Source organism: Lunatimonas salinarum (assembly GCF_017811155.1).
Lineage (GTDB): Bacteria > Bacteroidota > Bacteroidia > Cytophagales > Cyclobacteriaceae > Lunatimonas > Lunatimonas salinarum.
The window spans coordinates 88091-110487 of sequence record NZ_JACVCV010000002.1; the positions used below are offsets into that span (position 1 = coordinate 88091).

At 46.3% G+C, this 22397-nt stretch carries 16 protein-coding genes; 4 read left to right on the forward strand and 12 right to left on the reverse strand.

Annotation, left to right across the window (positions count from 1 at the left end):
- Nucleotides 1-10: 10 nt before the first annotated feature.
- A complete protein-coding gene (locus tag IAQ59_RS02430) occupies nt 11-2833 on the reverse strand; it encodes a beta/alpha barrel domain-containing protein (protein ID WP_209329189.1) in 2823 nt (940 codons plus the stop codon).
- Nucleotides 2834-3398: 565 nt separating this feature from the next.
- On the opposite strand from IAQ59_RS02430, the gene IAQ59_RS02435 reads away from it, so the two are divergent.
- On the forward strand, nt 3399-3632 hold the full coding sequence (locus tag IAQ59_RS02435) for a hypothetical protein (RefSeq protein WP_209329190.1): 234 nt from the start codon (nt 3399-3401) through the stop codon (nt 3630-3632).
- Nucleotides 3633-3640: 8 nt separating this feature from the next.
- On the forward strand, nt 3641-3931 hold the full coding sequence (locus tag IAQ59_RS22705; RefSeq protein ID WP_425342596.1) for a type II toxin-antitoxin system RelE/ParE family toxin: 291 nt from the start codon (nt 3641-3643) through the stop codon (nt 3929-3931).
- A gap of 617 nt (nt 3932-4548) precedes the next feature.
- On the opposite strand, the gene IAQ59_RS02445 is transcribed toward IAQ59_RS22705, so the two are convergent.
- Complete coding sequence (locus IAQ59_RS02445; RefSeq protein ID WP_209329192.1) at nt 4549-4722, reverse strand: hypothetical protein; 174 nt, start codon at nt 4720-4722, stop codon at nt 4549-4551.
- A 456-nt stretch (nt 4723-5178) separates the two neighbouring features.
- Here IAQ59_RS02445 and IAQ59_RS02450 point away from each other — a divergent pair, with 456 nt between their 5' ends.
- Nucleotides 5179-5760 (forward strand): hypothetical protein, encoded by a 582-nt coding sequence (locus tag IAQ59_RS02450; RefSeq protein WP_209329193.1) that lies wholly within the window; start codon nt 5179-5181, stop codon nt 5758-5760.
- 307 nt (nt 5761-6067) lie between these two features.
- Here IAQ59_RS02450 and IAQ59_RS02455 read toward each other — a convergent pair whose 3' ends face one another.
- The 4 genes from IAQ59_RS02455 to IAQ59_RS02470 all read right to left on the reverse strand — a co-directional run bounded on the left by IAQ59_RS02455 (nt 6068) and on the right by IAQ59_RS02470 (nt 10348).
- Nucleotides 6068-7144, reverse strand: a complete 1077-nt coding sequence (locus IAQ59_RS02455) for a hypothetical protein (RefSeq protein WP_209329194.1) — start codon at nt 7142-7144, stop codon at nt 6068-6070.
- A gap of 10 nt (nt 7145-7154) precedes the next feature.
- Nucleotides 7155-8540 carry an FAD-dependent oxidoreductase gene (locus IAQ59_RS02460; RefSeq protein ID WP_209329195.1) on the reverse strand — a complete coding sequence of 462 codons (1386 nt, stop codon included), beginning with the start codon at nt 8538-8540 and terminating at the stop codon, nt 7155-7157.
- Between the two features lie 423 nt (nt 8541-8963).
- On the reverse strand, nt 8964-10016 hold the full coding sequence (arsS, locus tag IAQ59_RS02465; RefSeq protein WP_209329196.1) for an arsenosugar biosynthesis radical SAM (seleno)protein ArsS: 1053 nt from the start codon (nt 10014-10016) through the stop codon (nt 8964-8966).
- Nucleotides 10016-10348, reverse strand: a complete 333-nt coding sequence (locus IAQ59_RS02470) for an arsenosugar biosynthesis-associated peroxidase-like protein (protein WP_209329197.1) — start codon at nt 10346-10348, stop codon at nt 10016-10018. The genes arsS and IAQ59_RS02470 overlap by 1 nt, the downstream gene beginning before the upstream one ends.
- 426 nt (nt 10349-10774) lie before the next feature.
- Between IAQ59_RS02470 and IAQ59_RS02475 the strand changes: the two genes are divergently transcribed.
- Complete coding sequence (locus IAQ59_RS02475) at nt 10775-11050, forward strand: DUF4143 domain-containing protein (protein ID WP_209329198.1); 276 nt, start codon at nt 10775-10777, stop codon at nt 11048-11050.
- A 175-nt stretch (nt 11051-11225) separates the two neighbouring features.
- Here the strand turns inward: IAQ59_RS02475 and IAQ59_RS02480 are convergent, their stop codons facing one another.
- From IAQ59_RS02480 to IAQ59_RS02505, 6 genes are all read right to left on the reverse strand, one after another.
- Nucleotides 11226-13847 (reverse strand): alkaline phosphatase D family protein, encoded by a 2622-nt coding sequence (locus IAQ59_RS02480; RefSeq protein WP_209329199.1) that lies wholly within the window; start codon nt 13845-13847, stop codon nt 11226-11228.
- A gap of 607 nt (nt 13848-14454) precedes the next feature.
- Nucleotides 14455-15972 (reverse strand): RagB/SusD family nutrient uptake outer membrane protein, encoded by a 1518-nt coding sequence (locus IAQ59_RS02485; RefSeq protein WP_209329200.1) that lies wholly within the window; start codon nt 15970-15972, stop codon nt 14455-14457.
- A gap of 24 nt (nt 15973-15996) precedes the next feature.
- Entirely contained in the window at nt 15997-19377 is a 3381-nt protein-coding gene (locus tag IAQ59_RS02490) for a SusC/RagA family TonB-linked outer membrane protein (protein WP_209329201.1), read from the reverse strand.
- Between the two features lie 160 nt (nt 19378-19537).
- The gene (locus IAQ59_RS02495) at nt 19538-20584 is read right to left on the reverse strand and encodes a FecR family protein (protein ID WP_245189387.1); all 1047 of its coding nucleotides are present in this window, start codon (nt 20582-20584) and stop codon (nt 19538-19540) included.
- A gap of 79 nt (nt 20585-20663) precedes the next feature.
- The gene (locus IAQ59_RS02500; RefSeq protein ID WP_209329203.1) at nt 20664-21272 is read right to left on the reverse strand and encodes an RNA polymerase sigma factor; all 609 of its coding nucleotides are present in this window, start codon (nt 21270-21272) and stop codon (nt 20664-20666) included.
- Between the two features lie 192 nt (nt 21273-21464).
- Nucleotides 21465-22397 carry a DUF4249 domain-containing protein gene (locus IAQ59_RS02505; protein ID WP_209329204.1) on the reverse strand — a complete coding sequence of 311 codons (933 nt, stop codon included), beginning with the start codon at nt 22395-22397 and terminating at the stop codon, nt 21465-21467.

Sequence of the window (22397 nt, forward strand, 5' to 3'; positions counted from 1 at the left end):
ATTTATAGTTCTATTTCAAGATAAAATACGCATATCCCTTTTTTGGGATAGAAACTTCCAGACTGATATGGTAATTGCGACTTACCTCCATCCTCTCGGTTTGTCCCCATTGGTCCTCTACCAGCACGGTATCGTCTAGACCGGTGTAATAAACCGGCACCTGAACAGTCCGTCGGATATCCTCATCCAGCGGATTGTAAAGCATCAGTAATCCCTTTTCCTGCCCGGAGGGATTTACGTGTAGAATCCCGTCCCAGTCCCGTCCATCGGGTCGGCGGAGGTGGATAATATCGGCATCCAGCACTTCCCGGTGTTTTTTGTAAAAACCAACCCAATGCTCCACCATCTCTTTGGTTTCCGGCGCGTCGTACAGCTGCGGCCCACGGTAGGTGGCCTGCACCCCTGCCCCAAAGAGATTGGCCATGCGCTGCCCGTAATGCGGCAAATGCTCCCTCAATGGTTCTATAGTGGCGGCTTCCCCCCCTCCATGGTATTCCACCAAAGGCACGAACATCCAACCCATACTGGGGGTTTTGGTCCAAGTACCGTCAAAGATATTCTGCCGTTCGATGATTTCCTGCTGCTCCCTTGGCAGGGACCAATTTGTCTCCCGGTATCCCATGGCCGTCTTGTTGCTGCCGGCCAAGAAATAATAATCGGGAATATTGAGATAAATGCCTTCCGAACGACTCCACTGGTAAAAATCAGCAATGCGGCTGTACTGATTCCATTGGGAGTCGGCCAATCCCCGGTGCCCCGGATGGTGCTCCGCCGCGCAGACGTCCCCCGGATAGGAACCATCGTGTTCGAACACATCCATACCGGTTTTTTGGTAAAGATTGTACAGCTTGCCAAAATAAGCGTGCCCCCATTCACTTTCCAGACAGGGGGAGTTCCCAAATCGAGGAGTCATTCCTTCCGGCATCACCACATCATGCCCACCTCCGATGCGGCGGCTCGCCAACAACGAATAACCTCCCAAGGCCACTCCTTTGCTATGGGCATAATCCACCAGGCTTTTGATTCGGTGGATGTTTTCCTCGCTGTCATCTTCGGCATTAAACCCACTTCCAAAGGTCATGATGACCATCTCGAAGCCCACTTCGGCACTTTGGTCGATGGCCTTCTTGACCGCCTCGGTTTCGGCACTCCGCACATGCATCAGTATCGGGTTTTCAGTTACCCACGGAGCCATGGCCCGCATCATTCTCCGGTGTTCCAATCCTTTTCTCTCCCGTTCCCACGAATCGTGAAAAAGCTCCCAGACGCGATATGAAGCAAATGTCCCTCCGGGCAATATTTCCTGCTCGGGGCCGTATTTCGGCGCAACCTCCAAAAGAACTGGTGTGGTGCGCTCATAATTCACCTGTGTCAGGTACAGCGGATCGGTCTTCCAAGCAATACTGGAGCGAAAGATGTTTTCGGCCGTCATGCCTCCAAAGTTATAGTCTGTCTCTACGGTGATATTGGGATAAAGCCATTTTTCCGTCGGGTCCACATGACTTTCCGGCTCGGTTACAGCGAGAATTTCACTTTTGAAGGTGTTTAGCGTAATCGCTTTTCCGGAATGGTTCTTTACTGTGATCCACTTGCCAATCACCGGCAGACCGTCATAAAGTTCATAGTGAATATTTACGGTAATTTCTTTCAAATAGCGGTATGCCTCCAACGGCGAATCGTTGCCCTTGGTCTCCCCGAGCATGTAAAACGCCTCTATCCTGCTTCGCTCCGATTGGCCTTTGGCGGTAGGATGATCACTGTTTTTGCCGGTTGGATCCATCTTTCCTACCCGCACAGATACGGGAGACTGCGCATATGCGACCTCTCCTGCCGGTGTCCACACGTTGTTATCGTAAGACCAGAAAGCCAGCAGCTTGTTGTCGCGCAATTCCATCCGTAGCCATACCGAAACTCCCGGTGACAAACCCTTTACAACCAACTCTTTCTCTCCATCAAAGAATCCAATCGCCTTATCTCCCGGACGAAGATTAAGCTTCACTACCCGATCGGAAAAAACGAGTCCAATACCTGGCCCCCAAGAGCTGCTCTTATCCGTGCCCGGATTGATGCGAGCGATGAAAACCGACGCTTGCGGCAACACCGATTGCTCGGCATATACCGCTGTATTTGCCAAGGCCATGATTTCACCCGCTTTTCCTTCGTTGATAAAAGAATTACGTTCATCTGCATCGGATTCAACGCGTTTCCATTCGTTGCGCAGGGATTCAAAGGCATCATCCACCAGCCGTTCACGCCCCTCATCAGAGTTCAGACGTTTTCCAAGCTCCTCCAAAGCAGCCTCATCCAGTTTATACGAAAACACCAGTTCTTTTCCCGGTGCCGGCCAAGGCATGTCTTTGGGCATCCAATCCTTGCGCTTTTTCCACGAAAAGCGCTCTTTGGTTTCGGCTATGCGATACCCTTGGAGCTTAAAGGATCCGGGACTTGCCTCCATGGATTCCAGCCATTCCGGAAGCAGGTAATTATGAATGGGCTGTCCGACCAAGCCACCTACATCGAACAAGATCCCATCAATCTGCACTTCTGCTTCGGGCCGCACCGACCGCAAAAACGATTCTCCGGTCTGCAGGTGATCCACACCGATGGTGGCCCCGTTCGGAGCAATAGAAAAAGCACGGCTAACCAAGCCGTTGCTTAGAACCAGATGCCCATTCGGTGTCGTGTAAAGTGCCGCCGGTTGGTTGGCCTGATACAACAGCCAATCCCGCGAGGCCTTGACCTTCGTAGGTTGGTAAACCGGAAGGGCTTCCTGGGCGAATGAAGCCGAAAGGATGAAAACACTTAGGTAGATCAGGATGAGTTTTTGTATCATGGTCGTTGAAAAAAAAGCTTATTGTTTAACAAAAAAACAAAACCCAACCAACTATACCGCAAAGGAGCCCAAGTATTTTTGACAAACGGCAAAACCCTGCTTCAGCTATTTCGAACTCGGCTTGCTTGGTCTTGAAAAGGAAGGCTAACCAAACAGCCGTCAACTAACTACAGTCCTTGTGTTTGAATTGTGAATGCTACACGGATACCCTATTTTTAGCCATGGGAGACTAAATGTGTTCAAGCGCAGGAAATCAAGCGTGACGAAACCATCGAATTAATGAATTTATAATAGAGAGATTCGATCTGACCGCTTAAGAACAAATTATAAACAGATGAATTATGCGGGATTAGGTGGTTTGATACGGGTATATTATTGGTAGTTCCGTCCATTTCCAATTGCAAATTGGAAAGGATAGAAAGGTAGACCAAGATGGGGAAAAGAATACGTGCTGACAACACCGAAAAACTGAAAAAAAGAACCAGAAATACCATTTGCAGGAGTGAACGATACTTAACTGAACATAAAAATCGTTACCTTTATTTGAAAATTTAAACACCATTTGATGGACAACGCGATAAAATACAGGATCATATCGGAAATAATCAACAGCAATGATGAACATCTTCTGAATGCAATCAAATCACTTTTAAACATCGAGGAGGAGGTGGATTTTTGGGAAGAGTTAAGTGCGGAAGACCGAGCGGCCATCGATGAAGGGTTGGAGCAACTAGATAAAGGCCAGTACGTCTCCCATAAATCCGTCCGGGAAGAAATCAAAAACCGGTTCAAGTTTTAGGTTTGGCATTGACGGTCCGCTATTCGCTTCGTGCCAGGCATGAGGAAATAGAGTTATTGGAATATATTGTTCAGAGGTTTGGGCTGAAGAAGGCGGAAGAAATCTATATCAGTATTGAAAAGACGCTAGATAGGATATCGAAGACCCCCGAAATGTACCGTATATCCAAAAGAAGGGAAGGTCTGAGAAAATGCCCTTTCAGTAAACAGACGAGTATTTATTACCGCATCAGGCAAGACCATATTGAGGTTGTAAGCTTTAGACCCAACCGGAAAGACCCAAGAAAATTTAAAGCATAAACAACCGACCGCACCTTTAACCGCCCAGACCGGGTGTTGAATCGGCTACACCCGACTATTCCTAACCTCCTTTGCAGGAGTAATCCCATTGATACCATTTGCAATGACCTACTAAAGAACGTCTTAGTAAACATATGTTCGCAATATGGAGATCGGAAATTTCTACACGGATAACCTATTTTTAGCTATGGGAAACTTTTTGTGTTCAAGAGCAAGAAATCGAGCGTGACAAAACCATCGAATAAATGAATTTATAATAGCGAGATTCCATCTGACCTTTGAAAAACAAAAAATAAACAGATGAAACTATGCGGGTTTAGGTTGTTTGATAGCCGTGGATCATTGGAGGATGTAGTTGCAAACTACACTCAGCTGAAGTCCGTTAAATCAGTCCTGTGGACTGATTTAGGCTTGGGCCGGAAAGAAGGGTGGGCAAACTAGACCTAGATAGGGGCATCTGGTTACAAAGATTGATTTACTTAGTTGACTGTTTCGCCCTCACGTTCCAAAAACTGAGCAACCTGCCGTCCTACAAACGCATTTTCGTGCGGTAACAAGCCCTTCAGTGCCTCGTAGAGTTTAGGTTCCCGAACGTCATGTCTATCATATAATTTTAACTATCGGATTACTTGCTGCCCACTCAGCCCACCGATCATGCCAAAGGAGTGATCCAACGCAGAGGGGCTAAGTCTACTTACCTCAGACAACCGTTCGATTACCGCCGTCTCCAAATTGGAACCAACCGTTCCGATCAACTTGAAAAGCTCCAGCTGTAGGTTATCCGACTCCATCTGCTCTGGGGAAAGTGAGTGGATTTTAATTAAAAAAATGGCAACTAAGAATCGTTAACTAATTCCTTGCGAATTCTATGCTAATTTTTAAGCCTAATTTTTCGATAATAATCTGAATTTCAGGCCTGTTTCTTAAATTAAAAACCAATGTGACGCTATCTAAATTCCACCAAGACTGATTTTGCCGGCTATGAAGACAGACAGGTTTCCCAAGCTCCATTAAGTATAGTTTGGACTCAGTATTGGGATAAAAAAAGGCCTTGCCAGCTTCTTCAAAAAAGGCGGGAAAACGCGGGTTGATTTTTGGTTAGGTCAAAGCTTTTTTAGGTAAAAATTATTTAACTAATGCCCATTGGAAATGACTGGAGTTCTGCCTAGCTTTCGTATAAATCATACCCGAAATTAATTTTAAAAATCAAGTAACGTTTTCAAAATCCATCAACCTTAAAACACCGTATGAAAAAAGCATTTCTTGCTTTGTGCTTTGCCTTATTATTCAGTGCAACACAAGTATTCCCACAAAGCGCTGAGAAACCAATTACCGCTAAATTTTTAATTGATGCGGGTTTTGATTGGGGTGGTGATGAAATCCTTCAAGTATTCTTCACCAATGGCAATGATCAAACCATGCGTGCGGGCCAAGGAATCAACTTAGGAGTTGGCGGAGAATTTCAATTTGCCAACGTAAAGCAGTTGATGGTTCGCTCCGCCATCAGTTTAAAGTGGTCACCCACCGCAGCCGATGATGCAAACATTATGTTTTTGAGGTTTCCTGTTCACTTGACGCCCTTTTGGAAAATCAATGAGGACTTCCGGTTTGGGGTTGGCATTACTACCCATTTAAGCCCTAAATTAAGGGGAGATGAATTTTTTCCAGATGTATCTTACACAAGTTCGACCAACGCACGATTCGAGTTTGGATATAAATGGTTTGCCTTGACTTATACACCCATGAACTATACGGATCGGCAAGGTGAAGTTTTCTCCGGGAATTCAGTCGGGGTTTCTTTTTCGGGTACACTACCTAGTAGAAAATAGCCTCCGTCACAGGAAACTTAATTTAGAAGGCTTCCTAGGCGTGTGATTTGGACCAAGGGAGAAAAGGAACCGGAGTATTCGCCCAAAGGAACTTCGCAGGGATGTCGTTATCCGTAGGAGACCGGTTTGGCTAAACGAATAAAGGCCCTCCAAGAGTACTTGGAAGGCCCTTTGGTTAGGTCTGGGAGGGAATGTCTAAATGGATACCCTGAAATAGATAGGATGGTGTCTACTTACTCCTAAATGGACGCTATGCACGCATTGCAGTTTTTGTCAGGTTACCTACTTTTCCAACGGTTGTCTTTTCCTAACGTTCTAGAAAATGAGCAACCTGTCGTCCTACAAACGCATTTTCGTGCGGTAACAAACCCTTCAGTGCCTCATAGAGTTTGGGTTCCCGAACGTCATGTCTATCATATAGTTTTAACAATCGGATTACTTGCTGCCCACTCAGCCCACCGATCATGCCAAAGGAGTGATCCAACGCAGAGGGGCTAAGTCTACTTACCTCAGACAACCGTTCGATTACCGCCGTCTCCAAATTGGAACCAACCGTTCCGATCAACTTGAAAAGCTCCAGCTGTAGGTTATCCGACTCCATCTGCTCCGGGGAAAGTGACCTAAGCAACAGGTATCCCTGAAAGTAGTCGCCCTCGCGAAGCAGGCGGACGACAGCAGCTAACGCTTCATGGTCCATCTTTTGGAGCAATGCCACCCGTTCGGCAGCCCAGGTTTGGTCACTTGGATCGGGGCTTTCCAGGATCTTTGAAAAGAGATGGGAATCCAGGCTTGCTTCGGTCAAGGCGCTGACCTGCTCCCGGGTTTCGCCATGAACAATGTTCCAAAGCTTGTGCGTGGTGTAGGCGGCCCCCTCCACCACGTATTGCAGCACCTCCTTGGAAGTAGCCCCGGAAACCCCGTCCACCTCATCCGATCCGGTGTCAGGTATTTTCACCAGTTCTTCAAAGGAATAGTTTCCCAAAGGCAGAAAAGGATCCGCTAAGAGAGCGTGGAGCTGCTCGTACTCCGCATCGGTGAAGGGTTCGTGGTCGTATTTGCTAAGGTACTCCCCATCCAGCAGCTCGAAGCCAAGGTACCTCCCGGTAATGTTCCAATAGACCACGATTTTCAGGGGCCTGCACTTGTTGTCAAAGCAGATGCCCGTATGGAGGTCCATGGAGTAGTTTAAGGGAGTAACGCCGGACAAGTCTTTTCCTCGGATTTCCTGTCTGCTCAACGAATCGTTGATGGCTACGGATACGGCCACCGTACCCTCCTCCTGGGTAAGGGTGGCGGGCCGAAAATAGCGGATATTCTCCCCGCTGATCCCTGCGAGGAGTATAATTGTCAATAGGGCAAAAAAACCGTTGATCCAGCTGATCATGTATTATACGTTAAGCCAGGGCTTGGGGAACAATCCCACCATGCTCCTTTATCATCGCTTTCAGCTCGGCCAGCGGTACGTTGGCCGGTGTGACCCGGTGTCTGATGGCCAGCACGGCGGCCGCAGCGGCAGCCTGCCCCATGCCCATGCAGGATGCCTGCACCCGCAAGGCCGAATTGGAAAGCCTATCGCTACTTAGGCAACGCCCGGCCACCAGGAAATTTTGGCTGCCCTTTGGGATCAGCGCACGCAACGGGATGGTTGCTACCACGTCCTCTTTCAGAAACTCCTGGTAGATGGACTGTCCGTTGCGATGTAGGTCAATCGGATAAAAGGAATAGGAAATCGAATCTTCAAACACCCTTCCGGTGACATAATCCTCGTGGGTGACCTGGTACAGTCCGTCTATACGATACGTCTCCCGGACGGCGGTTTCGGGTTGCGCCGTCACCAGCTTCAGCTTCTCGCATCCCGGAAAGGTCCGAAGTTTCCTGATCAATTTGAGCAGCTCGGCACGCCCCTCCAAATTTGCCTTGGTATGGAGTTCCGCCGAGGAGGAATCGGCACCATGCACATAGACGTAGTTATAGGGCACGGTAGGCGGAAAGTTGTTTACCGAAGACTCCACCTTCACCTCCTCGTTTATCAGCATGTTTTGCCGAAGCCGGCTATGGTACTCTTGGGGTATCTTGGACAGGTCCAGGGAATCGAAATCGTATCCTCCCAACCGGAAGATAAAAGATCCGGGCTGCACGTCCTCCTCTCTCAGAAGTTTGAATCCTGCAATGGAGGCGGCTGCCGCATTACCCGAACAATCGATGAGCTGATCGCAGGTGATCTCATTTACCACCCCTTTGCCCATGGTTGTTACGGTCCATCGCCCATTGTGAAATTTGACCTCCGTTGGACTTTCGTAGTAGTGGATGGACACGCCCGCTTCCACACATTTTTCCTCTGCCAGCATGGCGTAGAGGGCACCGTTTACCGACACCTGATGCCTCCAGTGGCGGATGCTGGTGTTATTGGGAACGATGGAGAAATTGGGCAGGATATCGTCGTTCAGGCGTACGGCTTCCAGAACGAGTTCCCAACCAATGCCCCCAATGACCTGTTTGCCCCAGGCGTGAAAAATACCAGGAAAACAGACCCCCCCGGTGGTCGTGGTACCTCCCAGTTGGCTGCCGCTTTCGATCAGGGTGGTTTTCATGCCTTCCCTGCCTGCCTGAATGGCCGCAACGACTCCGGCAGTGCCCCCGCCTATCACCACTACCTGGGTATCGATTTTCCGGCGTTGGACTTGGTAGGGTTTATGGTATACTTCCCCTTTTGCCAGGCTTGGCGCGGCCATCCCAACGGAAATCGCACCCATCTTGGCCAATACGTCTCTTCGATTCATGTTTTTATAAATGTATTTTGGTGGTCAAAACCTGTACCCTACCGAAAGTCGGTATCACTGCTAGCTAAATTTTATGGGTCTTGGATATCTAGTGGATTTTCTTTTCTTAAATCTAAGCGAGTTGGGCTATTTTGCAAATCATAAGCAAGTTAAAAAAAAATCACTACTCAGGGTAGAAACCTTTACTTAGGATTTGTGAGCCACCATCAGTTACCATTTTCGACTATTCAGCCATCAAAACATCGAAAAGACAATTTTGTGCTGTCACTTCTTCCGAGGTACCTTCGACAGAAAGATCCAACGCATTTCCGCTTTTTCACGATGAGAAAATCACGCCTATAAAAGGAATTGGCTTCCTCAAAGGCAAATCGCATCCCTTTCCCAAGATCATCCCGTTTTTGAATCCTCAACTGATTACTGACTTTATGCCGTGGCACCTCCACAGCTAGACCCTGCACCGGCCGTGCAGCCAAAACAATGATTATTGATCACAATGGACCTTTCTGCTATGGCTTTAGCATCCCAATGGGAAATATGCTGGGTTTTTGCAGAATCGATTTTCAGATCCAGCATCTGATTGAAATCACAGTCATACAGATACCCGTCCCAGCCTGCCGAAATGGTGTTCCTGCACATGACTCCTGCCGCAGCTACGGGATTGAACGCATCGATCAGCCTTTCCATGTAATTCTCGTAGTTGCCGGAACGAAGCAAAAATTCCAAAAATCGGGAAATTGGGAGATTGGTGATCGTAAATAAGGAGTTGAATTTAATCTGATACCGATCCCAAAGCTTCTTTTTAAACTCAGCTTCCAACTCAATCTGAGAACCGGGCAAAAAGGCGCCGGAAGGATTGTACACCAGATTGAGAGTCAAACCGGAATTTTCTTCCCCATAGCCAACGGCGTTAAGCATTTTCAAAGCCTGAATGGATTTGTCAAAAACCCCCTCTCCTCTTTGCGAATCTGTTTTCATCGCCGTAAAGTAGGGTAAGGAAGACACCACCTCTAGTTGGTTTTCCTTAAAGAATACCGGTAAATCGTGAAATTTCGGATTTGCCAGAATGATAGTCAGATTGCATCGGACGATAATCTTCATATCCGGTCTTCGACTTCTGATTTCGGAGACAAACCACCTGAATTCAGGATTCATTTCCGGTGCACCACCCGTCAGGTCGACCGTAGTCAGGCTGGATTCCCTTTCGATAATGGATAGGCACTGGGTCATGGTCTCCCGAGTCATGATTTCCTTTCGGTCAGGACCTGCATCCACATGGCAGTGCTTACAGACCTGATTGCACATCTTACCCACGTTAATTTGGAAAATTTCCAAAAGTGTAGGCCGGAGGGGAAATAACCCAATCGTCTGTAAATGGTGCTTAAAATCGGAACGTCCTCCCGGAAGGGTTTCCTCAAGGATTTGCATTTCCTCCTCCGGGTTGGCCAAACTATGATTCTGCGCTTTTAGGGACTTCATTACATGGAGATTTCATTGATCTTGTTCATCATTTGGGTGGCATGAACCAAGGATGCACCGCCCCGTATGGCTGCTGCTACGTGCACTGCCTCCATCATTTGCTCCTCATCACATCCTTTCTCCAAGGTATCTGTCGTGTAAGCATCGATACAATAGGGACACTGAATGGCATGTGCGACCGCCAAGGCTATCAGCGATTTTTCACGGGCAGTGAGGGCGCCTTCTTTGAAGACTTCAGCATAGTAAGCGAAAAACTTATCTCCCATCGCCTTTTGGAGATCGGTGATGTTGCCAAATTTTTTGAGGTCCTCGGGATTGTAGTAGGTTTTCATTTTATTCAGTAAGGGTTAAACAAAGTCGGAAAATACAGATGTATCCTATCCTAAAAAAGCTTTTAGGGCCAAGAAGTTTAAATTACACCAAAAAAGACACCCCGGTATACTTGTTTCTCGCCTGTGAGTAAACTCTAAAAGGTGTGTTTTCTTATCAACCGAGGAAAACTGGAATGATAAAACGTCGTCAAAAAGAATCTGGATGGAAACTTTCTTCTCCCTGATATTCCGCTGCGCTTTCTCCATTATTATGACGGCGGCACCCTTGTCAGGGCTGGAGTGCATTTATTTTACCCAAGTGCATTGAACCACCTCGACGGTAGGTAGAAAAACCCGATGTAAGCATTAATTTTTAATTATTACGCGTATTTTTTAAATTTTATTCTAATTTTTAGGCCTAATTTTTAGAATATAATCGAAAAATTATTGAAAGCATTGGCGTTTCAGGTGGGTAGTGAGGTAAGCTATCACGAATTGGCTCAAACCGTTGGCAATATTGATACGGCAACGGTAGAAAGGTACTTGGATTTGCTTGAAAAGGTTTTTGTCATATTCAAGCTGCTGGCATTTAGCCGCAACCTTCGAAACGAAATCAAGAAGGAAAAAAAGGCAAAGTTTTCTACCTCCTTCCTTCAGGCCTATCCGCAGCATCAAACACAACTAATCAGTAAAGCTAATTTCGAAAGTTTCTTGGGCGTTTGATTTGGCTCAGGGGTCAAAACGACACACAAGGTTCACCCCTTGGGCACTTAAGCAAAAAAACTCCCACCCATTAATACGGATTTCCTTGACGGAGAAAAGGCCCTCCAGCTTCATTTTGGAGGGCCTTCAGTTACTTTTCGGAGAGTAGATCTCTTTGAGATCGGGGCATTTTCGGTCAGGCCAATGGATCGGCACCTGCTTCCACCTGAATGGACGCTACGCCAAGGGTATCAATGGCAAGCCCTGCCAAGGTCTTTGGGAAGTCAGATTCACTGGCTTTTACCTGCACCCGGAAGGTTCCCTCCCGAAACACTTTGGGCCGAAATCGGCTTCCCTTTACCCGTAGGGTGTATTCCTTCTCTCCGGTCGCCTCATGGATAACCGTTACCACAGGGTTCTCTACTTCCAGAAAATCCAGTTCAGGCAGGTATCCCAGGGCCTTTTTGGAATAATTGTCCTCTTGGCTAATGGTGATCGGCCAACCGCTGTATTGTCCTTTTGGATAGGTAATCGGATCCACGTACCTGGGCCAGCACTCGATCCGCATGGTGCGTTCCTTTTTGTTGAAAACCACCATGCCATAACCGGTAGATCGGTCATAAATCCTCGCGGGCAAACGACCGGTTTGCCTGGGATTGGCAACTGCATGAACCGTCATCCGATTTCCAAATCCGTCAAAGAAGTTCCCCGTGTACTTGGGTTGGCCCTCCAAGGGCTGGTGATTTTCGGGAACAGGAGGCCACCAACGCCGGGGAAATAAGTTGTTCAGTGCGGGTCCCGCAAAGGCATAGCCTGCGTCCCCAAACTCATCGATCCCATACCGTACCACACTGGCCAAGTGCTGATCTCCGGCAATGTGCAGCGCAAAAGCCTTCCGTAGCATCCGCAAGGCATTATCCCTTCCTTTTTGGGGCCACCCATTGGAATCCATATCAGTGGTCGGCGCATCTCCCTGCACGTATTCGCCAAGCTTGGGAATGGGAAGAGTGGGAACAATGCTGTCTATGATGCTTCCCTCAGGCAACGTGGCCACGGTACAGAAATTGGTCTGAGAGAGCGCCACTTTCATCTCCACCTCATCCCCCCAATCCTCGGACCACTTCTCCAAAAACTCCATCTGAGGATCACCCAACAAGTTTGCATCGATATGGTAATGGGCCTTGATGTCAAATTCCCGGTTTTGAATAAAACCATTGAGTACTTTAGCTTCCTCAGGCAAAACATTCTTCGGTGCAGATTTGAATTTCCGATCCTCCAAAATCGCCATACTGATCCCGCCATACACCCAGTCCGTATAATAGCTGCCTATCCCTTGTATCAGAGGAGAGGGATCAAAGGGTGGCGGCAGGTGGCCGGTTTGGGTTAATTGCACCATGTTGACCCAATCGGGGGGCATTTTATAGCCTCCCTGATCCTGCGAGCCGTAACTCCAGCCCAGCTCCACCGGGGCCTTTTTGCCTCCTTCGCCCCATACATTCCCGTGGTACACATCGTGGTCATCTGGGATAAATATGCAGGGTATGTTCCGGAAAATCTCACGATAAGACCATCCAAACATGTACCACTTACGGAGATAATCCAAACTTGCCCTGTCCGTGGGTGCCGTTTCAATGCCAAACCCACCGGTTCCCTCGTAAAACTGGTCACCCAGAAATACGGCGATGTCCGGCCGATGTTTGCCCACGTTATCCGAGACTTCCTGATCGGGAAAACCGTGGTCTGCGTTGCAGCTAAAAACAGCCATTTTTACCTCTGCCTGTGACAGTGGTTCAGCGGCAATCTTACCTTCGTAATAGTACTTCGTTAGCCCCTTAGCAAAAGGCAAATCCAATCGCACCCGGTAAGGAACCTCTGACGAGCCGTTCCAGTCACGGACCAAAAACTGCGCTACCCTACCCATGCGGTTAATGGTGGCCTCGGCAACTTGCTCCCATATACCATGTTTAAATAATTCCAGGTAGATTTTGTGGTGTACAAAATTTTCTACAGGCGCCATTTGCGCCGTCAGCCTTAGCTCCTTTTGGTGCAGGGTATAATAGGCGAAGCAGATCGGCCCAAACTGACGGTCTGCGTGGTAATCAAGTTTTTGGCCGCTCATCTCCCAGGAAATAAATTCCGCCGATGTCTCCACCTTGTTTTCAGCTTCTCCACCTGAGTGGGAAACCAGTCCCAATTGACCTACCAACTGTTCCGGCGCGATCCCGGAAGCGTTTACTGCGGTCAACACCTGATGGGAAACGGGATGCAGCGCCTCCAATTGTAGGCTAAATGTACCCTGATCCGGCATGGCCCTTAGTTGCAGATGGATCGGATTTGACAGATCGGCAATTGCCCCTTCCGAAACCCTGTCTCCTATAAACAGTCGGCCATCTCCTTTGACCCCGCAATCCAATCCTGTGCCAAACACAACCGCTGACCGGTAGTCATCAAAGGGACCCTTTGCGCCAAGCCTTAGCCCGGCATAACTTTCTGCGTGCTCTCGGTTGATAAGGGAAAACGCCACGGTACACTGGAACCCCTGGCGACGGTCGGAAAGCCGGATCCCCATATGATACAGGGTTCGGTTTTTGCCACTGACCACACAAGTCGCCTTTCCCTGCACAATCTTCCAATCCTGTAGGCGGTTTCCCCAGTATTCCGGGCCTATCCAATCCAGGTTCGGCCATTGATCCCAATCACTTTGAAAGGTGCTTTCTAATGGCTTGGGCGGGGTATTTGACCCGAACGTATTTCCGGCAAGCAAGGAGGTTCCTAATCCACCTAATGCGAGTACTTTGACGGCTTTTCTTCTTTGCATGTGTTTATGGTCTTTTATTCAGTCTAGCCCGTTTGGGTTTGATCGAATAATTTACACTTAATATTTTATCTGTTTAAAATTAGTTTTATTGGTTAGAATTTGTCACTTAGCTCGGGATGGAATGCCCAAAATAATCATAGGTTATTGAATAAGATTAGGGTTGATGTTTGTCTCCGCCTGAGGAATTGGCCACTTTTCATCTACGCCTACTCGGAAGTTCTTGGTAGTTATGTGCCACCTGTGCAGTGTGTCAGATTTTCTGGAAACCTGAGGCAATCTGGTCGGTTTAGAAAGATAATAAATTGCATCTCTGATAGCCTAAAGTAGACAAAAAATCAAGCACACCAAAAAAAGCAATCTTTAAATTTTAGCTGTCTTTCGACAAACTTGACATCTATACCTAACTTCAGCTTGGTAATTTCTAACCGGGGTATCCTGCAAAAAAACGCTATTCAAATCGCAGATCATACCTAGACCAATCTCAAAACAAACACTCAATCTAAATAGCTGCTAAAGCAAATGCCATTGTACTCCCAAGTCTCACCTCATAAAAGAGCCGAAACAACTCTAAAGTTGCTTCGGCTAAGATATTTTGAAAAAAAGTATATCAATAATCTGGATTTTGGATCAGAACACCCTGACTTCGATCAATTTCAGACTGTGGCAGTGGCCAATGATAAAATCGCTCTTCAAAGTTGTAAGGTATGACTCCATCTGTAACATTATCCAATACCTCATGTGCTATTTTCCATCTTTTCAAATCAAAATAACGCATACCCTCAAATGCTAACTCGACACGCCGTTCATGTCGGATACGATCCCTCATTTCTGATTGGTCAAGTCCATTTGGCAATGGAGGCATCCCTACCCGGGCACGAATCAAGTTTAGTGATTCATAAACTTCAGTTGTTGGCCCTTCCAATTCATTCACAGTTTCAGCATACAAAAGTAATACATCTGCATAGCGCATCATTACCCAGTCCTGCTGACTTCTGGTAGCGTAGCCATAGGGAACCAAATCAGGAGACAAAAACTTCACAACGCCATAACCTGTTGGTCTATTATTTGACGGAGAGTGTGTCGTGCCATCATCAAACTTCACAAAGTCCTCAAAGATAGTATACCGTAACCTGGGGTCTCTTCCATGAAAAATTGATTCCTCGTCATAAACATCTGACTGCCCTATCTGATCCGGATCAATGAATTCAAATTCATCAACTAAGTTTTGGAGCGGAGAAACCACCAACCAATCACCAAACCATTGGTCCATTGGCGTGAAATTGTTCGGAGCCAAAAACTTGATCGAAAATATGATTTCTTGATTTCCTTCTTGGCTTCCATCTCTAAATACATTGGTGAACTCCGGATCAAGTGAATATCCAACACCCATCACGCTCTCCAATAAGACCCTAGCCCGAGCTAGCGATTCAGGATCGGATTCAGTTGAACTCAAATATCCATCATATAAATGTAACCTTGCCAGTAATAACTCAGCACTTGATTTTACTACTCTGCCACCGTTTGATGCAAAATGAACATCAGGTAAAATGCTTATTGACGATTCAAGGTCTGCGACAATTTGATTTTTCACCTCAGAAGCACTCGCTTTGGGTTGTAACTGGTTTTCTAGCGAAAGTGGTTCTGTTACAAGCGGAACTTCTCCGTAGGACTTGTAAAGATATAAATAGTAATAAGCTCTAATAAATCTTGCCTCTCCTACCATTCGTGAGCGGTCAGATTCGTCTAAATCATCCCCTGAATAATCTTCCAACTGTCGTAAAAAAATATTTATTCGGGCTATTGCCCTATAGGAGACATTGTAAATATCTGTAATATACCCTCCTGTAGAAGGGAAAATATTTCCCTGGACAATGCCATTACTCCCCCAGTAGTTGTGTTGACCGAATCCGTTGTCGGTCAAAGCGTCCCAATTGGGCATTCCGTATGAAAACATCCCGTTTTGAAGCGTAGCATATACCGCTGTTAACGCAAAATCGAAATCCTCTCTACTTTCCCAAAACACCTCTGAAGACAATTGATCGGGTGGATTCTTATCTAAGAAATCTTCACAAGCTGGCAAGAAGGCAACTAAGATTATGATATATATATAATGTAGCTTTTTCATCTTTTCCTGATTTTCACTTTTCATCTATAACTGAATCTGGAGTCCCAATGCATAAACTTTGTTTTGCGGGTAATTCACAAAATTACCGCTACCTGTACGCTCTGGGTCCAGTCCAGGAAATTGGGTAAAAGTTAAAAGATTGTCTCCTGAGAAATAAACCCTAGCTCTATTGAGACCAATTCTTTCTACCACATACTTAGGAATTGTATAACCTACCGCTATATTCTTCATCCGAAGAAATGTTGCATCCCGAAGAAAATAGGTGGAATTTCGAGAAGTTTTGCCTGCATCATCCCAGCCCCAATACATTCGAGGCATTGTCTCGCTGGGATTTTCTGGAGTCCACCTATCTCTCCAATCAACTGTTGGAGGAGAACCCTGAATAAAGGGAAGCATCCCCCAATTATTTACAAATATATCCCTTCTATGCACCCCTTGAAAAAACACTGACACGTCAAAACCATTCCAATCAGCACTGAGATTAAAGCTGTACTCAAACGCGGGAAATGGGTTACCTGTCACCACCCGATCATCGTCATTTACTAGTCCATCACTATTTTGATCCACAAACCTTAAATCACCAGGCTGTGTGTTATCATTGAACTGGCGGGGGCTGTTGTCAATTTCCTGTTGTGTCTGAAATATACCATCCCATTCTAGCATAAAGAACGAATTCCAGGGAAGCCCCTCTCTTCTGATATTTATGCCGCTAATTTCTTCGGCTCCAAAACGTACCAGCTCGTTCTTAAAATGATCTACATAAACCTGCGCTTGATAATTCAGCCCAGAAAATTTCCCCCCTTTTATAAAGTTTCGATAGTTCAACATTACTTCCAATCCCGTATTGCGTAGAACTCCATCGTTGATGGTCGGGGGATCCAAACCTACCACGCCAGTAACTTGGGATCCTCGAAGAATATCTGATGTTGTTCTTCTGTACCAATCTAAGGTCAGTGTCAAGCCATTAAGGACCATCATGTCCAATCCAATATCCACTACCTTAGTAGTCTCCCAAAGAATACTCCTGTTTGAAAGCCTTGTTTGGGCTACTCCGGGATATAGATCGTTGTTATCGAAAGGATATGCGCCGGCAAATTGTAGTATATCTTGGTACGGATATAGGCCAATATTCTGATTGCCTAGCTCCCCATACGAGGCTCGAATTTTTAAATCATCCAGCCAATTTCCGGTAGCACCTGACATAAAAGACTCCTCTGATAGGCGCCAGCCCCCAGAAACTGAAGGAAATACTCCCCAACGGGTCTCTGGGCTTAAACGGCTTGTACCGTCGTATCTCATATTGAATTCAAACAGGTACTTCTCGTCGAAAGTATAACCAAGTCTTCCGAACATCGACTGTATAGCCCATGAATTACTTGTTCCTGATGCGTTTTGTACCGCTGGGCTACCTGCGTCGAGCTCTCTAAGTAGGTTACTTGGAAATCGCTCCCTATATCCGGTAACAGTCTCAAAATTATTCTCTTCTTGACTGTATCCAACCTGCACATTCAATTGATGCTGCTCATTGAAAAGCTTTGAGTAATTCAGATAGGAAAAGAGGTTTGTGTAAAGATTGTGGTTATTTGTGATATTTAAGCCCCGTCCTCCGACATCTAAATCGGTCATAAACTCTCCCGTCCGGTAATTGTATAATGGAACCTCAGGTCTCCAATCTCTGGTACGGATGAAGTCTCCAACAATCGCTGCTTTGGTATACCAAGTCAACTCTTCTGTAAAACTAATTTCAGTCCAAGCCTGTGCGTTTATAGAATAATCACGCTGAATGTTAAGAACTTCATTTTCTACAATTGCTATTGGATTTTTGTTATTACTTTCAAAGTCAAAAGCTTTAAACGCATATCGACCTGATCCGTCAGGCAATCTTGGCCCGTAGGTTGGCGCCTGAGAAAGCGTTGATAGAAAGGTATCCTGTGCTCCTTGGCGTGGATTCCGCCTGTCTCCCCTCTTCATAAAAAGATTGGTCCCAAAGCGAATTTTGTCATTGATACCAGAGCTAAGGTTAATCCGAAAGTTATACCTCTCAAAATCAAACCCCTTCATCACGCCTTCTTGGTTTACATATCCTAGAGATATATTGTAAGTAGTTAGGTTTTCACCACCATTAAAGGAGAGGTTGTGCGTTTGTGTTGGAGCCGGATTAAACATCAGACCCATCCAATCAGTACTTGGATAAAGACTTTGGTCTGTAGCATTTCTATACATGTTAATTTGATCTTGGGTATACAGGCCTGCCGTAATATTACTGTTTGCCTTTGCCTCGTTCCAGAGTTCCATATATTCTGCAGAGTCCGTGATCAAATCAAAAAGGCGAGTGGGTGTATGGATAGCAAAATTTCCATGGTAATCAATACGCAAGGCACCCTTCTCTCCCTTTTTGGTAGTAACGAGAACAACACCGTTGGCTGCTCGCGATCCATATACCGACGCAGAAGCAGCATCTTTCAAAACAGAAACACTCTCTATATCATTAGGATCTATGGAATTTAGATCTCCTTCCACACCATCGATCAAAACAAGAGGGTTGGAACCAGCCCCACTGAAAGTACCCTGCCCCCTCACCTGTATAGCTATGCCTTCAGCACCTGGCTGTCCTGAGTTCTGCACTACGCGCACACCGGGCATTCTTCCTTGCAGCATTGATGCAGCATTGGTTACTGGCCGCTGAATAAGTTCATCACCACCTACTGTTGCAACAGAACCAGTTAGATTGATTTTCTTTTGTGTGCCAAATCCAACTACAACAACCTCCTCAAGCGCATTTGAGTCTTGATTCATCTGTACGTTAATGGTATCCGAAGCCCCAACTTGCTTTCGTTGATTTTCGTAGCCTACAAATGAAAAAATCAATATTACACCAGACTCGGTATCAAGCGAATAACCCCCGTCTATATCTGTTACAGTACCGACATTGGTACCCTCCACCAAAATTGTTACGCCCGGCATGGGATCACCGTTCTCATCGGTCACTACACCTCTAACGGTTACCGGTTCTGCAGTTTGGACCATTGAGACTTCCGCGCCTTTCCGCTTAACCACATCAATACTGTGGTTTACCTGTCTGAAGGTCAAATCACTCTGAACCGCCACATCACGTAACAGATCAATGACTAACCCTTGCCTGTTTTCCAAGGTCACGGCTAACTGCCTGTCCACATCCTGGTTTTCATAAGAAAACTTAAAGGGCGTCTGCCGCTGCACCTCACGGAAGAACTGCTGCAACGTCAATGTCTCATTGGAAAGGGTGACCCTTACCTCATCGATGGTTTTGTATTGGCCGTTTGCAGCGGTGGCCGAAACCAGATTCAAAAGAAGGGTCTGCATGACCAATCCATACACAAAGCACTTGGACAACATAATAATTGTCTTTAGTAAGTTATTTTTCATACTTTTACTTAGGTTTATTGAATAAGACAGTTTGGTAAACCCAACCTAGCATGGTGCCATTCCCCAATGTTTGCCGTGCTTCGGTTGCGCATGTCGCCGGAAAGGAGCTCTCTCTTTTCCGGCCTTTTTCTAGGATGTGTTGAACGGTTCCATCGTTGTATTAGAATTTTATCGTTACGGTTCCATTTTCATTCAGTTGATACTCGAATCCCTGTATAAAGGACATACTCTCCAACACGTCAACCAATACCTGCTGACGGTATTCGCCGGAAAACTGCCACGTCACTCCTCCTGCATTTTCAGCACTAATCTCTACTCCATACCACTCCTCCAAGGCCTGTATTACCTCCTGCAGGGACGCCTTCTGAAACAGCAATACTCCCTCCTTCCATGCCAATACCTCAGAGGGCTTAAATCCTCTAATCCGAGTGGAATCCAAGGTCCCCTGAAAATCCAGCATTTGACCGGCATTCATAATAACTTCTTTTTGGGTGTCAGAAACTGCGACTTTCCCAGTGATCAAGGCGATTTGGGTATTTGCTGGATTCTTTGCATTTACATTGAAGCTAGTTCCCAATACCGTGGTAGTAAGCCCATCTGTGAAAACTGTAAATGGCCGCAGGCTGTCGTGGGCCACCTCCAAATACACTTCTCCCTTAACGGTGATGTTTCTGCGGTCAGATTCAAATTTCTCCGGAAAGACTACCTCGCTGGAAGAGTTCATCCAGATCTTCGTGCCATCAGCAAGCGTTAACTGCAGCTTTTCGCCCGCCGCTGTTTTCTTCACGAGAATCGCGGCTTCCGCTGCTACCATGGATGGGGCTTTGGACTCTGGGGTGGGCCCCAGCATCCAGGCCAAGATCAAGCAGGTAACCAAAATAGCAGCAACCCGGGTCATCTGCCCCAGTTTATTCCAGAAGCTGTCTTTGATTCCTTTTGATCGCTTCGAATGATTCGTATTTGCGTAACCCACGGATTTAGCTTTTATGCGGAGAACCTCTGCCATTACTTCCTCCTTCAAGCCCTGAGGAGGCTTAACACGGTCAACGTTTGACCTCAATAAGATCTCCTTCGCCATCTTCATGGGCGCCAACTGCTCGGGATTGGCCTTTCGCCACTGTTCCCAGTAGGCTTCCAGTTCTTTGTCCGGATTTTTCACCCAGCGGATAAACTCCGGGTCTGTCAAAAAATCCTCGATGTGCTTCATATTTTCCACCGCTATGATAGTATCTGATGATAATGGTTTAGTTCAATTTTCTTACACAAAATGTACCCTTTAGTCCTGCCTAAAGCAACCTTCTGAGTTCTTTGATCGCTTTGTACATCAAATTCCGAACGCTTTGTTCGCTTTCCATACCCATGATTTCCCGGACCTGTCGGTAGGTAAACCCTTCAAAGAAGGTATAGTAGATAATCTCCCGCTGCCGCTTGCTTAAATTGGCTATGGCATCATTCAACTGGTTTAGCTTATCAGCAGACAACTGCTTATCAATCAACTGAGATTCGTGGGAAAGGGTAAATAGGAAGTCTCCGGGTAGGGTATCAATAGATTCCCTGTTGCCCTGCCATTTGGTCAAATCCTTAAACAATTTTCTCTTCAGGGAAGCAAAAAGGTAGAATTTGATTGAATCGGTGGCTCCTAACCTTGACCTTCTTTCCCTAAGTTCCACAAACAAATCCTGGAGAGCATCTTTGACGATATGGGTATCGGCGATGATACTGTATCCATACCCAAATAACACCTCAAAATAATTCTCGTAAATGAAAATAAAAGCCGATTCATTCCCGTCTCTGAATGCATTCCAGGCTTCTGAATCCGAAGAAAAGGCCGAAATGGAATCGGAATGGGGAGTAACCTCCGATGGGATATTGGTTAAAATCTTCTTTTCAGGCATTTTGGGTCAGGAAGAAATCCAAGTATATAAAATCACTGCTTTGATTTAAAATGCCCAAAAATCCAGGCATTCCAAAATCCAAACCGGGTTTTGAAAGGTAAAGCGGAATAATGAAAAAACGTAACCTATCTTTTGGAAAAAAAAATCAACCAAAAAATTAACACCTTGAAAATCAGCTATATTAAAACAAAATTACTCGTCAAATCTCAACCGAAGGACATGCTCGGAAGCATTCCTCGCCATAAAAACGCCCAACCCATTCTCCACATTGGTATGCACCAATACCGGCTGGGACAGAAAATCTCCCCGATTGTCGTATTGTAGGTCTGCCGTATCATAATACCTAAAATAGGACTCGGTCACGTGAGCAAGGTTTAGGGTTACTTCCAGTAGTTCATAGTCAGTAGGGACCGAAATCCGAAAGACAAGTTCCGATTCTTCCCCTCCCAACAGGCCATCATCAAACAGCAGCACACTGCGTAATAAATGTTCCTTTTCAAAAGCGGGGTTAGTAGGCCGTGGGTATAAATCCGAACTGTATTGACGAATAAACGGCTGCCCTTGGGATTCGGTCGTCTCGCTTCCAAAAATCCGCCCGGACAACTCGTAAAAATTGCGGCCTGAAGGATCTGTAAAACGAACACGAATCTCAACCAACTCGGAAGTATCCCAAGAACCATCCGGACCCAAACGTACCGTTTCCACGGATTGGATAGGCACAGTGGTAGGGACTACTTGAAAGGTACGAATGCGTTCAAAGCCGGGGGCCTCCGCCACGAGGTGATAGGATTGATTGGGTTGAAAGACGAATTCAGGTAGCTGATAAAAGGCATTGGGATCGTAGGGCCTGCTTCTATCCACATATTCCAACCGGTGCCTATCTCCCGACTCGGTTTCCAAATAAACCGCTGCATCCGAAATCAAGTCGAAAAACTCCTCATATTCACGATCCTCCAAGATACCCCTCGAACTAGTCAGGAATACCTTCAAGGTATCTGAGGGATCTAACAGGGCATTCAATACCATTCTAGGCTCCTGCCCGGGCAAGTCCACCTCCAAAAACTGCTCACAAGAAACAAAAATCAAAAATCCGACCGGTATAATATACTTAGATAGGTAACGCAT

Bases quoted from the DNA above. Each gene is read 5' to 3' on its own strand.
- IAQ59_RS02455 (WP_209329194.1), bottom strand. From the start codon at position 7,144: ATGATCAGCTGGATCAACGGTTTTTTTGCCCTATTGACAATTATACTC.
- IAQ59_RS02445 (WP_209329192.1), bottom strand. From the start codon at position 4,722: ATGGAGTCGGATAACCTACAGCTGGAGCTTTTCAAGTTGATCGGAACG.
- IAQ59_RS02495 (WP_245189387.1), bottom strand. From the start codon at position 20,584: ATGAAGCACATCGAGGATTTTTTGACAGACCCGGAGTTTATCCGCTGG.
- IAQ59_RS02435 (WP_209329190.1), top strand. From the start codon at position 3,399: ATGGACAACGCGATAAAATACAGGATCATATCGGAAATAATCAACAGC.
- IAQ59_RS02480 (WP_209329199.1), bottom strand. From the start codon at position 13,847: ATGCAAAGAAGAAAAGCCGTCAAAGTACTCGCATTAGGTGGATTAGGA.
- IAQ59_RS02450 (WP_209329193.1), top strand. From the start codon at position 5,179: ATGAAAAAAGCATTTCTTGCTTTGTGCTTTGCCTTATTATTCAGTGCA.
- IAQ59_RS02505 (WP_209329204.1), bottom strand. From the start codon at position 22,397: ATGCGTTACCTATCTAAGTATATTATACCGGTCGGATTTTTGATTTTT.
- IAQ59_RS02485 (WP_209329200.1), bottom strand. From the start codon at position 15,972: ATGAAAAAGCTACATTATATATATATCATAATCTTAGTTGCCTTCTTG.
- IAQ59_RS02500 (WP_209329203.1), bottom strand. From the start codon at position 21,272: ATGCCTGAAAAGAAGATTTTAACCAATATCCCATCGGAGGTTACTCCC.
- IAQ59_RS02460 (WP_209329195.1), bottom strand. From the start codon at position 8,540: ATGAATCGAAGAGACGTATTGGCCAAGATGGGTGCGATTTCCGTTGGG.
- IAQ59_RS02430 (WP_209329189.1), bottom strand. From the start codon at position 2,833: ATGATACAAAAACTCATCCTGATCTACCTAAGTGTTTTCATCCTTTCG.
- arsS (WP_209329196.1), bottom strand. From the start codon at position 10,016: ATGAAGTCCCTAAAAGCGCAGAATCATAGTTTGGCCAACCCGGAGGAG.
- IAQ59_RS02490 (WP_209329201.1), bottom strand. From the start codon at position 19,377: ATGAAAAATAACTTACTAAAGACAATTATTATGTTGTCCAAGTGCTTT.
- IAQ59_RS02470 (WP_209329197.1), bottom strand. From the start codon at position 10,348: ATGAAAACCTACTACAATCCCGAGGACCTCAAAAAATTTGGCAACATC.